Source organism: Zunongwangia pacifica (assembly GCF_023499215.1).
GTDB classification, from domain to species: Bacteria; Bacteroidota; Bacteroidia; order Flavobacteriales; family Flavobacteriaceae; genus Zunongwangia; species Zunongwangia pacifica.
Window position 1 is genome coordinate 1 of record NZ_JAKHSK010000059.1, and the last position, 13,750, is coordinate 13,750.

The 13,750-nt window shown below is 37.6% G+C and carries 16 protein-coding genes and 2 pseudogenes; 3 read left to right on the plus strand and 15 right to left on the minus strand.

All coding sequences use genetic code 11. The annotated features are described in order from the left end of the window. Positions 1–128: 128 nt before the first annotated feature. From L1967_RS21225 to L1967_RS21235, 3 genes are all read right to left on the minus strand, one after another. On the minus strand, positions 129–1,013 hold the full coding sequence (locus tag L1967_RS21225) for a tyrosine-type recombinase/integrase (protein WP_249603503.1): 885 nt from the start codon (positions 1,011–1,013) through the stop codon (positions 129–131). Beyond that, the gene (locus L1967_RS21230) at positions 1,000–1,935 is read right to left on the minus strand and encodes a tyrosine-type recombinase/integrase (RefSeq protein WP_249603504.1); all 936 of its coding nucleotides are present in this window, start codon (positions 1,933–1,935) and stop codon (positions 1,000–1,002) included. The genes L1967_RS21225 and L1967_RS21230 overlap by 14 nt, the downstream gene beginning before the upstream one ends. Before the next feature lie 116 nt (positions 1,936–2,051). After that, positions 2,052–3,605, minus strand: coding sequence for a hypothetical protein (locus L1967_RS21235; protein WP_249603505.1), 1,554 nt, complete (start codon positions 3,603–3,605; stop codon positions 2,052–2,054). A 159-nt stretch (positions 3,606–3,764) separates the two neighbouring features. Between L1967_RS21235 and L1967_RS21240 the strand changes: the two genes are divergently transcribed. After that, positions 3,765–4,097: a helix-turn-helix domain-containing protein gene (locus tag L1967_RS21240; protein WP_249603506.1), complete on the plus strand. Its 333-nt coding sequence runs from the start codon at positions 3,765–3,767 to the stop codon at positions 4,095–4,097. 38 nt (positions 4,098–4,135) lie between these two features. On the opposite strand, the gene L1967_RS21245 is transcribed toward L1967_RS21240, so the two are convergent. The 7 genes and pseudogenes from L1967_RS21245 to L1967_RS21275 form a co-directional block, all read right to left on the minus strand. Further along, entirely contained in the window at positions 4,136–4,609 is a 474-nt protein-coding gene (locus tag L1967_RS21245) for a hypothetical protein (protein ID WP_249603507.1), read from the minus strand. Positions 4,610–4,612: 3 nt separating this feature from the next. Beyond that, positions 4,613–5,527 (minus strand): annotated as a pseudogene (locus L1967_RS21250) (RHS repeat-associated core domain-containing protein); the annotation flags it as partial. 449 nt (positions 5,528–5,976) lie between these two features. Next, on the minus strand, positions 5,977–6,156 hold the full coding sequence (locus L1967_RS21255) for a hypothetical protein (protein WP_249603508.1): 180 nt from the start codon (positions 6,154–6,156) through the stop codon (positions 5,977–5,979). 547 nt (positions 6,157–6,703) lie between these two features. Further along, entirely contained in the window at positions 6,704–6,907 is a 204-nt protein-coding gene (locus tag L1967_RS21260) for a hypothetical protein (RefSeq protein WP_249603509.1), read from the minus strand. After that, a complete protein-coding gene (locus tag L1967_RS21265; RefSeq protein ID WP_249603510.1) occupies positions 6,901–7,176 on the minus strand; it encodes a hypothetical protein in 276 nt (91 codons plus the stop codon). The genes L1967_RS21260 and L1967_RS21265 overlap by 7 nt, the downstream gene beginning before the upstream one ends. Positions 7,177–7,186: 10 nt before the next feature. Further along, a complete protein-coding gene (locus tag L1967_RS21270; protein ID WP_249603511.1) occupies positions 7,187–8,074 on the minus strand; it encodes a tyrosine-type recombinase/integrase in 888 nt (295 codons plus the stop codon). After that, positions 8,067–8,546, minus strand: a complete 480-nt coding sequence (locus L1967_RS21275) for a tyrosine-type recombinase/integrase (protein WP_249603512.1) — start codon at positions 8,544–8,546, stop codon at positions 8,067–8,069. The genes L1967_RS21270 and L1967_RS21275 overlap by 8 nt, the downstream gene beginning before the upstream one ends. Positions 8,547–8,609: 63 nt before the next feature. On the opposite strand from L1967_RS21275, the gene L1967_RS21280 reads away from it, so the two are divergent. Next, a complete protein-coding gene (locus L1967_RS21280) occupies positions 8,610–9,488 on the plus strand; it encodes an IS982 family transposase (RefSeq protein WP_249603513.1) in 879 nt (292 codons plus the stop codon). Here the strand turns inward: L1967_RS21280 and L1967_RS21285 are convergent. Next, positions 9,475–9,972 carry a hypothetical protein gene (locus tag L1967_RS21285; protein ID WP_249603514.1) on the minus strand — a complete coding sequence of 166 codons (498 nt, stop codon included), beginning with the start codon at positions 9,970–9,972 and terminating at the stop codon, positions 9,475–9,477. The genes L1967_RS21280 and L1967_RS21285 overlap by 14 nt on opposite strands. Positions 9,973–10,088: 116 nt before the next feature. Continuing rightward, entirely contained in the window at positions 10,089–11,651 is a 1,563-nt protein-coding gene (locus L1967_RS21290) for a hypothetical protein (RefSeq protein WP_249603515.1), read from the minus strand. Between the two features lie 148 nt (positions 11,652–11,799). Between L1967_RS21290 and L1967_RS21295 the strand changes: the two genes are divergently transcribed. Continuing rightward, positions 11,800–12,135: a helix-turn-helix domain-containing protein gene (locus L1967_RS21295; protein ID WP_249603516.1), complete on the plus strand. Its 336-nt coding sequence runs from the start codon at positions 11,800–11,802 to the stop codon at positions 12,133–12,135. Positions 12,136–12,219: 84 nt separating this feature from the next. On the opposite strand, the gene L1967_RS21300 is transcribed toward L1967_RS21295, so the two are convergent. The 3 genes and pseudogenes from L1967_RS21300 to L1967_RS22335 form a co-directional block, all read right to left on the minus strand. Further along, positions 12,220–12,699, minus strand: coding sequence for a hypothetical protein (locus L1967_RS21300; protein WP_249603517.1), 480 nt, complete (start codon positions 12,697–12,699; stop codon positions 12,220–12,222). Beyond that, positions 12,699–13,412 carry a M91 family zinc metallopeptidase gene (locus L1967_RS21305; protein ID WP_338063562.1) on the minus strand — a complete coding sequence of 238 codons (714 nt, stop codon included), beginning with the start codon at positions 13,410–13,412 and terminating at the stop codon, positions 12,699–12,701. The genes L1967_RS21300 and L1967_RS21305 overlap by 1 nt, the downstream gene beginning before the upstream one ends. Further along, positions 13,404–13,628, minus strand: a pseudogene (locus tag L1967_RS22335) (RHS repeat-associated core domain-containing protein); the annotation flags it as partial. The pseudogene L1967_RS22335 and the gene L1967_RS21305, both read right to left, overlap by 9 nt. Between the last annotated feature and the right edge of the window lie 122 nt (positions 13,629–13,750).

The window sequence follows — 13,750 nt, forward strand, 5'->3', positions numbered from 1 at the left end:
GGTGGCGCACAAAAACCTGCAAGGGCGGTGGCGCGCGGAAGGGCAAAAAGGACAGGGCGAGCCGTGAGGGTACGAGCGGCGTGGACTTTTTGCCCTGGGGATATTTCCACTTCCCTTGGTTACGGGTTTTACTTTATCGGATGGAAGTTGTTGACGATTTCGTGCAGGTTTTCCAGGTCGTCCTGTAAATACCTTTCGGTGGAACTGATGTAACGGTGTCCTGCCAGATATTGAACTTTTCTTAAATTGTATTGTCCTAGCCAGTTTGTAATTACCGATGCTCTAACTTGCTTTATGTTTTCCGCTTTTTGATTGTATTTCTTTAGCTTTTTAAAGATTTGATAGATGATTGCATTAAAACGTGCATTGGTATTAAAAAGCTGTTCGCTGTGGTTTCCAATCTTGTTTTGGATTATTGGCCGAACTTCGTTCGCATATTCCATAAACTCCATTATTTGCCACGGTTTCAACTCCAATAATCTTGCATTGCTTCGTTTGGTACTTGGAACATATATTTTGCCTTTATTAAGTTGTAAATGTTCGATTTTAAGATTACCTAAATCAGTTGTATTTAAACCTTGATAAACGATTAAACCTATAATTACTTTGGCTCTTTTCAATGTGTATTTGTGATATTCTTCTTGGTAGTTTTCTGTCTCAAAACTGTAATATAGGTCTTCGAGTTCTTCGGCTTCAAGCAGGTTATAATTGACATTTCTTTTTACGCCTTTTATAGTTGTGTTTTCTATTGGATTGTCTACTCTGCAAGCTTCATCGATTAAGTAATCAAAATAGATTTTAACGCTTCGTAACCTGTGGTTAATGGTCTTTTTGGTTATTCCTTTTCGGGTAAGATATTTAATGTATTTCAGGCATTTTTTATAATCAATTTCGATTGGTGTTGTACTATTTTTGTTGCACCATTTTATAAAGTTCCGTGTTTCCTTTGTATGCAGGTTTACAGTTGATTCACTATAATTTTTTTCTTCTAAATAAACTTTAAATGGCTTCATTTTCAAGTGTTTTAAATAGATGTGTATAGATTTGAGTGCTTTCTAAACTGCTGTGTCCTAAAAAGGTTTTGATACTTTCCAATGGTACTTCTTTTTGTAGTAGATGTGTTGCGATGGAGTGCCTTAAAATGTGAAGTGTAATCTGCTTATCGATGATGTTTTTGTTCTCTGTGGTTTCTACAATCACTTTTAATCGGTTGGCAAAACTCATTCCCTGCATTCTCGTTCCGTGATGGTTGATAAACAACGCTTCGCTTTCTTTGGCTTGGTAAAATTCCGGGCGGGCTTCGTAGATATAATCTTCCAGTATTTCGGCATTTCTACGATTGATTGGAACATAGCGTTCTTTGTAGTTTTTACCTTTTCTAACAAATACTCTTTCCTTATCAAAAAGGATGTCGCCAATATCAAGGTGTACGGCTTCGTTTCGTCTTAATCCGCAACTGTACAATACTGTTAAAATGGCTTTGTCCCTTAATCTAAACCTACTTTCGGTATGACTAAATTCGGTGGCTTCAAAGAGTTCCTTAACTTCTGCTATCGTCAGTACATTTAACTTTTCTTCGGTTGGTTGCTTCTCTGATTTTAAATGTATGTTGATGCCTTTGTGATTGTGGTTCTGTAAATATTCCTTGAACTTTTTTAGTGCTTGTTGATGCTTATTTAAATAACTTTTACTCAAAGCTCCACTTTGTCTTTCGTTGGCTCTTTCTTTGAGTGAGTTGTAATATTCCTTTACGATTTTGGTTGTAATCTGATTGATATTTCTAATACTATTTTGCTCTAAATAATAGAAGAACTCTTGCAGATGATTGGGCAGATTGTAAACCGTACTTCCTGCATAACCGAGTATGTCCAACCATTGTTTGTAACTCTTAACCAGTACTTTGTAATGTTCGTTCTGTAATTTTAGATGTTTCATTTTGGACAGTTTTTTTCTTGCGCATAGACCTTTTTAGTGGTTCACGACTTTAAGCGGTTAATAAATTGTATATGTGATACTTAAGTGAGCCATTTTGGTAGTGGCTCATTGGTGGCTTACTGGCTCACTTCCATCAAGCTGATACAGTTGTTCAAAGCATTATTTATTTGCTCCTGTAACTCTGTATATTCCTCGTAACTTACGATTTCGTAGATATAGCCTTTGTACTTGTTATTGGTGGTTTTCTTGATGTAATTGTCTGCTATGAGTTGTGTATGGTATCTTCGTAAAGTTGTTCCCTTGATGCGTAGGTTTCGTCTTATCTCTGCATTGGTAAAAGCCCCCATCGCCTTCGGCACTTCCCCCGAGGGGGGAAGGCTGTCGCGTTCTTTTAAATGGGCTTTTAGTTTTTCCAAATAGTTCCTGCACGCTCCGCTTACCATATCGCTTTTACGCAGTAAAACCTCTTTTAATAGCTGATTAGCTTCTTTAATATCTTCAATAGTCGTTTCTATATATTCTTCACCTGTGGCTTCATCATATCTGCGTTCCCGTTGGTGCTGTTTGTAAAAGGTAACAGCTTCAATGAATTGCAGATAATGTGCATTTGTCCGTCGTGGCTTAAAGACGGATTTTGGTAATTGCAAGTGTTCGGCAAAAGGGTTTACCACAGGTATTTTTTTAAGTAGATGTTGTACGTTTTGTAACTGTCTTTTGGCTTTGATTTCTGCATCGATATTTACATTTCCTGCCGATAGTTTGAGTTGGTACTGCATTATCTTTTCGTCCTGTTCGTGGCTTTCATCTATGTACAATAAAAAACTACGATTGCTATTATCTTCGTAAATGCTTTCCTGTGTGGTGCATCCTGCAACGCATACGGGACCTTCAACCGTTAGTTTTATCGTTTTGGTATTTCCGTTTCGGTCTTTATGGCTTACCCGTTTTGTGATGCTCCGTTTTGATTGCAGTTCCCGAAGTGGATAGAGTGCGTTTTCTGCTCCGTCCATATCTTCGATTAATATTAATTTGTGCTGTAATTCTGTGCGGTTGAAGTAGTAAAAAGCATTCTCGCTTAAAACCGTCATATCTACGATGTCGTGTTCTGGTATCAGTTCTGCAACCTTACTTTGTAAATGTGTTTTTCCTGTTCCGGAACTTCCCAAGCTGATGCAATGCAAAGGATTTGCACTTTTGCGACTTGTAAAGATGATGTACATTAACAGTCGGTTGGTTTCCTCGCCGATAACTCCGCTATTGCCGATTAGGTCGTTCGTGGCTTCAAGTAAATTGCCTTTCTTTAAAAATGCCTCTGCGGCTCGCAGTTCTTTTTTGGTGAGTTCCCGGATGGTAAACTCGTTTTCTTCTTTTTGCTCTAATTGCGATAGGCGGTAGGTTTCGAGTTCGTTGGTCAGTTCCTGCAATGTTCTTCTAACAATCGATGTGCCTATTTCGATACGTTCGGCTGTTTTTCGCACCAACTTTTCTACTTGGTTATCGTTGTATAAATCAATATTGTGGCGCAGTTTGTTGTGATGCTTGGTTTTGTTGATGCTCAAGGTTACCCGAAGACTGTCCAACTTGTTCAGCTTGATACCGCCCAATACGTGGATTTCTAAATGATTGGTGACGTATTCGTAGTTGTTGCTATTGGTGGTTTTGAGTGCCATTTTCAAAAAAGTTTAAAAATTTTCATTCTCGGATTTGCCCCAAAAGTAACAATTACAAGAAAACAACACAAGACACTTTATGGATTTATTTATTTTATCTTACTTATATTTGTCTAATATTCACTTTTTAGAGGTGTTTTTAATAAGTATTTCTCGATTATGACTATAGCAGAACGCATACGATTGTACAGACAGCAAAAGAGCTTTTCCCAAGCGGAGCTTGCAGAGATTTCAGGCGTGAATAACAAAAGCCTTTCTCGTTATGAACTGGGTACGAGCATTCCGCCAGCCGATGCCTTAAAGGCTATCGCTGATGCGCTTGGTGTTTCTGCCGACGCCTTGTTGAGTGATGATGTTATAGCTATAAAGGACAAGGAACTTTTAAAGCGTTTCCAGGCCATTCAGGATATGGGCAGTGAGGATAAGGCAATGGTCTTAAAGTTCCTCGACCTTGCCATTAGGGATGCCAGTGCTAAAAAAGCTTACGCATAAAAAAACCACCCGAAGGTGGTTTAGGATTTAATTAAACTTTACAATAAATTGTAATATAGGCTCATAAATGATTTAATCTTTTTCTTTTGTTTTTCCGTTCCACAATGAGAGTAAAATTTATGCAAGAATGATTCCCCATTCACTAAACCATTTACAGTAATTTCAGTAAATGCGTGAACCTTTTCATCACAATTTATATCTTTTATTTCTTCAATATATTTATAATTATCAAGGCAATCATTAAAATCTTCTTTTTCTTTTCTATTTAATCGCTCTTTTTTCATTTTTATACAACCAGAATCTTTTCTATATATTTTCAATGCCTTTTCTTTACCCTTTTCCTTCCAAATAATCACGCTTTCATTTGATTCATTCGATATAGCAATTATATTCTCAACCCCTTTATTTTTCAGTATCTCTATTTGTTTAATAACTTTTTTTGAAGTTTCATCCTGTGAAAACATTGTAAAAGAGTTAATTATCGCTAAAATCAATACTATGTGATTTTTCATAATTTATTTTAAATATAATGGAACTTGCCAAGAAATAGTACCAGGAATAGCCACTCCTGCACCAGCAGGGTTACCTCCGTGCCTAGAACCATCTCTATAAAAACGATATGGAGAACCGGAAGTATTAGTGACTCTATTATACAAATTTGTTAATTGTATAGCATTTAAAAATTGGTTTCCACCTGTATTATATCTGGTAAGCCCGTGTCCTAAAAGTTCGTGGGCCAGTAATTCCCCCGCAGACGATGTCCTATTCAAGATTCTTGCTCCTGTAGAGTTATCCCTGTAGTCTGTTATAGGAACAGTAGAGTTTGTAACAATAACAGTGTGCGAACCATTTGATGTTCCGTAATTAAATCCTCCTCCCGTAGCATTATCAACATCTTCTCCAGTCTTAAAACCATTAATCTGGCTTAAATTTGAATCTAACTTTTCGCCTCTTTTAACGGCCTCTACGATATGTATCTCTTGCGAGTTTACGGCATCAAAATATCCCTGCGAGAGAGCTTTTTCGTCATCACTAGAGTTTTGTGTTGCATTATCAAAATCTTCTTGTGATATTCCTTTAAACTTGCTGCCTTTTGTCTTAAATAATCTTGCAAGTTTTTTATTTTCCTTAAAAGTCTTTCTAATTTCCCTCCTTGCTCTTCTTGCTGATTTTCGAGATACTCCCTTAATACTATCCCCAGCAATTTCATTAAAAAAAACAGGGTTGTTAGCAGCAAAATGGTATGGTGTTATTGAATAATACTTTTCAGCAAATCTATCTATCTTGTTGAACCTTCCGATTGCAGGGTCGTAGTCCCTCCACTGGAATGCGTAGGTGTTCTTGCCGAGTTCCTTTTCCTCTTCCTGACCCATAAAGGTCTTGTGGTTGTTCTCTTGGACTATGTTATTATTATACCCCTTATGCTGGAGCCCGAAGGGATAGACGTTTACGCATTTTTTTCAACTATGGCACACTTTTCAGCGGTTTCCCTCTAAAAATTTTTCATAAGAACGTCCTTTCCGCATCATCTTTCCGACCTCTAATATACAGATTGGTATTTAATACCTCGCAACGCCAACCCAACTATTTTTAACAAAACATCCCTTGTCTTGGCGTTGCCCCCTTTCCCTGCTTGGGCTTCCGCTCTTTTTGGCCCGCAACACTTTTTTTGTTTTTAAGTTTGATTTTAATGGTAAAAAAGAGTTGCTAAAAGGCCAGAGCAAAAGCCCTTTCCAAAGCTATCTTTACATAATGTGGTCTTATAGTAGCATTCATTTGGTTTCTGTACTATAAGCACACTATGTAAAATAGCCGGCACAGCCTTTGCGCCCGGAACTTGGATTGGTATTTTTAGAGTTGATTTACAAGATTGTGGAGACTAACGCCCTACGGTTGTTGCATTCCGGTAATTGAACAATCCCCAACGCCCCGTCCAATGCCCAGATTGTCCATTTACCGGAACGTTTTTCCGTGCCGGGCATTTCCGTTTTAAAAAGGGGAAGGTCTTGGGTGGCGGGCTTTGCGCTGGCGATCTTCGGCTTTTTAAAATGATAGCCACTAATGCGGCGATTGAGCATTATAAATTAATGTTTCGTAGTGCGCTGGCAGCAGCGAGGGCAAAAAGCGGTGGCAAAGTCGGCAATTTTACATAGCGCAATTTATAACTGCACAAGGTTTCCTTGATTTTTAACTGTAAATATTTCTTGTGCATTATAAAGCTCCTGCGTTATGTAACTTTGCTTGGGGCAGGTTTTTGTGCATTGGTTTTTTTGGTGGCGCAGCGCTTTGCTTTTTTGCGTTGGCGAGGGAGGTACGTAAAAAATGCCTGTGCCCTGTGTACAGTATTTTTTGCGTACCGGACGACCGGGCATTGGGTATAGTAAAAAGCAATGGGCTGCTTTAGTGGTGGCGCACAAAAACCTGCAATGGCGGTGGCGCGCGGAAGGGCAAAAAGGACAGGGGATTTTTGCCTTTTCCGGCAACAATCTGGGTTTTGTTTTGTGGGGATTATTTAATGTTCCAAAGGTTCCCTGCTTGTGTGACGGACCCGTAATATCGTTATTTGGGTCTTTTCCACTTGGTAGGTTACCCGGTAACTGTATTTTTCAAAAGCCCAAGCTTACGTCGTTGTTTTTCTTGAACCTATCCGGACTATAGATTTCCGGGTTATCGGATAGCTCCCTTGATGCCTTGAGTATTTCGTTTTTAACTTTTGATGCTGCCTTTGGTGATTTCTCCCTTAAATCCTCCAAGGATTCCTTTAACTGAAGGGAACCGTTTTTACTCCAGATGACTTTGGGTTTCACCATTCTTTTGCCATTTTTTCCATTTCTTCCTGGGTATAGAATTCCCCGCGGTTTATCTGTGCTATGGATTCGTCGATTTCTTTATTGTACTGCTCAATACTGATGCGTTCCGGGATCTCTTCTTCTTGGTAGGTTTTTGCCATTGCGTCAACCAAACGTAAAAATTTACCGTCTGCCTTGTTCTTTATATATTCCAAAACACTTTGTCTTAAATCTAAAGTTGCCATAATTATTCCTCTTTTCTTATTGTAAAGATACAATTTGTGTTCCATAGTTTTAGGCTTATGCTATTGGATGGAAGCTGTTGACGATTTCGTGCAGGTTTTCCAGGTCGTCCTGTAAATACCTTTCGGTGGAACTGATGTAACGGTGTCCTGCCAGATATTGAACCTTTCGCAAGTTGTATTGCCCTAACCAATTTGTAATTACACTTGCTCTTATTTGGTTGATGTTTTCGACCTTGTGATTGGTCTTTTTCAGCTTTTTAATAATGTTGGTAATTGTATTGCTCAATCGTGCATTGTTCGGTATCAATAACCGTTCACTCTCTACTTTTCTACGTTGTTTTATTTCTTCCCTGATTTCTTTGATGTATTCCAACAGTTCAATGACTTGCCAAGGTTTTAGCTCTAGTTCCCGTGCGTTCATTTTCTTGTGTCCCGGAACATAGATTTTACCTTTGTAAACTTCTATGTGCCGGACTTCCAACGCTTTTAAATTGGTTGTTGATAAGCCTTGATAGACCATCAGACCGACGATTATCCTATCTCTTTTTGCTGTTAATCTGTGGTATTGGTCTTTGATATTTTCAGTTTCGTAACTGTAATATAAATCCTCCAGTTCGTCAGCTTCCAATAGATTGTAATTGACTATCCTTTTTACGCCTTTGATGGTGGTGCTTTCGATTGGATTTTCACTTTTAAAGTTTTCTTCCACTAAGTAGTTTAGATATACTTTTACTCGTCCTAATCTATGGTTTACGGTCTTTTTGGTTGTTCCTTTTCGTTGCAGGTATTTGATGTATTTCAAGCAATCCTTATAATCGATGTCGATAGCTGTGGTATGATTTCTATTGCACCATTTTATAAATAATTGCACTTGTTTTATATAGTTTTCGATGGTGGTTTCTGTATATCCTTTCTTTTGTAAATATGCTCTGTAATCAATCATTTTCAACGGTTTTTAATAAATGTGTGTAGATTTGAGTAGATTCTAAACTGCTATGCCCTAAAAAAGATTTGATACTTTCCAATGGCACTTCTTTTTGCAGTAAATGGGTTGCTATTGAGTGTCTTAATGTGTGTAATGTAATTTGCTTATTTTCGATGCTTTTGTTTTCTGTGGCCAGTACAATGGCCTTTAATCGATTAGCGAACGACATTCCATTTAACCGTTTTCCTTGTTGGCTTATAAATAAAGCTTCGCTTTCTCCAAAATTGGTAAACTCTGGTCGGGCTTCAAAGATGTAATCTTCCAATACTTGCAGGTTGTAACCGTTCATTGGCACGAACCTTTCTTTATAGTTCTTCCCTTTTCTGACGTGGATCCGTTCTTTATCGAAGAGTACATCTTTTATATCAAGGCTGACGGCCTCCGTCCTTCGCAGTCCGCAACTGTAAACAATACTTAACCCGTAGTGCATTTATAAAAAGTTGTGCAAACTGCTAAAAGGCAGTAAATTGTAGTTACCACACAAACAATTTCTATGCACAACTTTCAAACAAATTACGATAAAATTTTAGAGGTTTTAAATACTATTGAACCAAAATCTAATTTTTTACATCAAATCAGAAAACCAAAACTTACGGATAAAGAATTGATTGCTATAAATTTAACATCGGAATTTATGAGTATCGATAGTGAATATCAACTATTTCGATTACTCCCTGAAAAATTATTAGCAAAAATAGAAAGAAGCGTTTATAATCGCAGACGAAGGAGATTATTTGACGCTATTGAACTCATTAGAGAACAATTATCTAACTTTTTTAATGAATTTGAGGATTGCTTTATTGTTGATAGTATGCCTTTAGAAGTATGTAAATTATCTCGTAGTGGTCGTTCTAGAATTTGTAAAGAACAAACCTATTGTACTCCTGATAAAGGATATTGTGCCACACAATCAACATCTTATTATGGCTATAAACTTCATGCGGTGTGCTCTGTAAAAGATGTCTTTAAAAGTTTAGATATTAGTCCTGCTTCGGTACACGATATTCATTATTTAAAAGACATTAAAACGCAATTGAATGATTGTCTGCTTATTGGGGACAAAGGTTATCTCTCTGCCGATATACAACTGAATTTATTTGATGAGTATAACATCAAATTATCAACTCCTATGAGAAAGAATCAATATAATTATAAACAACAGCCCTATGTCTTTAGAAAAAGTCGTAAAAGAATTGAAACCTTGTTTTCTCAGCTATGCGACCAATTTATGATTCGAAGGAATTATGCCAAATCCTTTGAAGGTTTTAAGACTAGAATCCTTTCTAAAATTACTGCGCTCACAATGATACAATACATAAATCAGTTCATCTATCATAGAAACATAAATAACATTAAAATTAAGTTATCCTAAATGCACTACGGGTAATACTTAATATTGCTTTATCCCGTAACCTAAATCGTTTTGTATCGTGGCTGTAACTGCAAGCGGTAAAGAGTTCCTTGATTTCTTCTTGAGTAAGTATGTTCAGTTTTTCTTCTGTTGGATTCGTTTCATATTTCAGGTGTAAATGGATGCCTTTATGATTGTGGTCTTGTAAATATTCCCTGAACTTTTTTAAGGCTTGTTGGTGTTTGTTCAAGTAGCTTTTACTTAATGCCCCATTCCGTCTTTCGTTGTTTCGTTCCTGCAAGTAGCTGTAATATTCCTTTGTGGTCTTTGCTGTAATGTGATTGATATTTATAATCTGTTTTTGTTCTAAAAAGTAAAAGAACTCTTGTAAATGATTGGGCAGATTATAAACCGTACTTTCTGCATAACCGAGTATATCCAACCACGCCTTAAAGGCGGTTATTAATGTTTTGTAATGTTCCGTTTGTAGTTTTAAGTGCTTCATTTAAGCGTGTTTTTTTCTTGCGCATATACCATTTTAGTGGTTTACGGTTTCGAGTGGTTAATAAATTGTATCTGTGACACTTAAGTGAGCCATTTTGGTGGTGGCTCATTGGTGGCTCACTGACTCACTTCCATTGTGGTAATACAATTCTCCAGAGCGTTGTTTATTTGCTCCTGTAACTCAGTATATTCTTCGTAGCTTACAATCTCGTAGATATAGCCTTTGTACTTGTTATTGGTGGTTTTCTTGATGTAATTGTCTGCAATAAGCTGTGTATGGTATCTTCGTAACGTTGTTCCCTTGATGCGTAGGTTTCGTCTTATCTCTGCATTGGTAAAAGCCCCCATCGCCTTCGGCACTTCCCCCGAGGGGGGAAGGCTGTCGCGTTCTTTTAAATAGGCTTTTAGTTTTTCCAGATAGTTCCTGCACGCTCCGCTTACCATATCGCTTTTACGCAGTAAAACCTCTTTTAATAGCTGATTAGCTTCTTTAATATCTTCAATAGTCGTTTCTATATATTCTTCACCCGTGGTTTCATCATATTTACGTTCTCGTTGATACTGTTTGTAAAAGGTAACAGCTTCTATAAATTGTAGATAGTGTGCGTTGGTTCTTCGTGGTTTAAAGACGGATTTTGGTAATTGCAAGTGTTCGGCAAAAGGGTTTACCACACGTATTTTTTTAAGTAGATGTTGTACGTTCTGTAATTGTCGTTTGGCTTTGATTTCTTCATCGATATTTACATTTCCTGCCGATAGTTTACGTTGATACTGCATTATCTTTTCGTCCTGTTCGTGGCTCTCGTCAATGTAAAGCAGGAAGCTCCTGTTACTGTTGTCCTCGTAAATGCTTTCTTGTGTAGTGCAGCCTGCAACGCATACAGGACCTTCAACCGTTAGTTTTATCGTTTTGGTATTTCCGTTCCTATCTTTATGGCTTACCCGTTTTGTGATGCTTCTTTTGCTTTGTAGTTCCCGCAATGGATAGAGTGCATTTTCTGCCCCGTCCATATCTTCGATTAGGATTAACTTATGCTGTAATTCGGTGCGGTTGAAGTAATAAAAGGCATTCTCGCTCAATACCGTCATATCCACGATGTCGTGTTCCGGGATGAGTTCCGCAACCTTGCTTTGCAGATGCGTTTTCCCTGTTCCGGAACTTCCCAAGCTGATACAATGCAATGGGTTTGCGCTTTTCCGAGAAGTGAAGATGATGTACATTAACAGGCGGTTGGTTTCCTCGCCGATAACTCCGCTATTGCCGATCAGGTCGTTCGTGGCTTCAAGTAAGTTGCCTTTCTTTAAAAATGCCCCTGCGGCCCGCAGTTCTTTTTTGGTGAGTTCCCGGATGGTAAACTCGTTTTCATCTTCTTGGTCAAGCTGTGATAGGCGGTAGGTTTCCAGTTCGTTGGTCAGTTCCTGTAATGTCCGCCTGACTATCGATGTGCCTATCTCGATGCGCTCCGCCGTTTTTCGCACCAGTTTTTCTACTTGGTTATCGTTGTACAGGTCGATATTGTGGCGGAGTTTGTTGTGGTTCTTGGTTTTGTTGATGCTCAATGTTACCCGCAGACTATCCAACTTGTTGAGCTTGATACCGCCCAATACGTGGATTTCTAAATGATTGGTGACGTATTCGTAGTTGTTGCTGTTTTTGGTGTCCAAAATATTTTTACCCATAATGCAGATAATTCTATTATTTGTATTGTTTACTCTACAATATTGGATATTACTATTCAATAAATCAAGATTATACTATTCTATTTTGATTATATTTGCCCAAAACGTATAGTTTACTACGGTTTAAAGCGTTTAAGACGATTATTCTATGACTTTAGGACAGAAGATTACCAAGATCAGGAAAGAGAAGAAGTTATCGCAGGTCGATATAGCTTCTTATGTGGGCGTGTCTCGTGATGCGATTTCCAAGTACGAGCGTGATGACATTGTACCATCCGTTGAGAACGCTAAAATGATTGCTAAAGTTCTTGGTGTTTCCCTCGATTACTTGGTTTCGGAAGATGATAGTTTAGAGGTCGTGGACGTGGAGATGCTCAACCGTATGCGTGAGATTCAGCGACTTACAGATGATGATAAAACTACCGTTATTAAAATCATTGATGCCTTTATCCGTGATACCAAGACCAAAAAGGCTTACGCATAAAAAAACCACCCGAAGGTGGCTTATCTTTTTGTTAACATTCTTTTTTCATTAATAGCAGACTAATGGTTACAAGACTACATAAACTCAACCCCTCCCATTTACCTTAATCTCCGAAAAAGAATCTTTCTCAACATCAAAATCTATGTTCCAATAATGGCTACAACCATCTAAAATTGTGACTATTTCTTTACTCCAATTTTGAGGGCAACTTTTTTTCCAGATAAAATTAACCCAAATAACCTTATGCCCATTTTCATTGATATAACCAAGGTATTGGCGATTATACTTGTTTAATTTTCTATGAATAATTGGGCAACCATTTCCTTGATTAGGCTCATTTTTATTAATGCCTTTGATTCTCTTTTTAAGCTTACTTTCTAAACTCGCAACATCTTCTTTTGTAGGCGTAAATCTTTCAAATGAAGAATCCAACATATGTGATTTAGTGCTTTCAAGGAAAATATAACCTTTGTAGCATTTTCCTTCAACATAAATAGGCGTATCGTTTTGTTCGATAGTAAAAACGTTTAAAATTAAAAACAATGCTATTGATATGACTTTCATTATGGTAATTTATTAATTGTTGGGATTACTATTGGGTTTATAATCAAAACTGGACCAGCCGATGGAAGAGTAATTCTGCTATTTATACCTCCATAATGGTATCCTGGGTAATACCGACTTTCCGGAGTCCTACCATTTCCTAACAATAAAGACCCTTGCCAGTTTCCATTGGCATCTTGACCATAATGTGTTCTCAAAGAAATACCGTGTTCTGCTCTTATTTGATTCTCCATATGTGTCGAAAATTTTTCAGCATTCCTAAATCCAAAGCTAGCATCTACTCTCATATTTAATGTGCCTCTATCATCATCCACTCCGTGAGCTAATTCGTGTCCTAACCCAACAAATGTAGGTCTCCTTGTATTTCCATCTTGATTTAACCCCCCATTCTTACTACTAGTATCAAAACTAATAGTATTGGTATTTGGGTCATAGCTATTTCCGCTACTTGAACTAACTATTGAGTAATTATCTGTGGAAGATTGAAGCTCATCTACTATTGAATTACCTGCATCTTTAGAACTTAATGTATTTAATGCGTTGGTAGCTTTCTTTAAAAACCCTTTGAGTTTTATCGAGCCATCTTTCTTTACTTTTACTCCTTTTCCAGTGTAAGCTGTGCCATCGGCATTCATAAGATTTCCGTCTTCATATAATATTTTATTCCCTTTATGCTCAATCCACAAACTGTCTCCAGCTATTTCTTGATACATTATCGGATTGTTTTTGGTAAATACGTATGGCGAGTGACTTACATACTTTTCAGCGAACCTATCGATTTTGTTGAAGCGTGCGATTGCTGGGTCGTAGTCCCTCCATTGGAACGCATAGGTGTTTTTACCTAACTCTTTTTCCTCTTCCTGTCCTTGGAACTTCTGGTAGTTATTCTCAACACCATTTACCATGTTGTTATACCCTTTATGTTCAAGTCCAAAAGGGTAGACGTTTAGGCATTTTTTTCAACTATGGCGCACTTTTCAGCGGTTTACCTCCAAAAATTTTTTATAAGAACGTAATACAAATATACTCATTTTAGCCTTTAAAGAGCTTG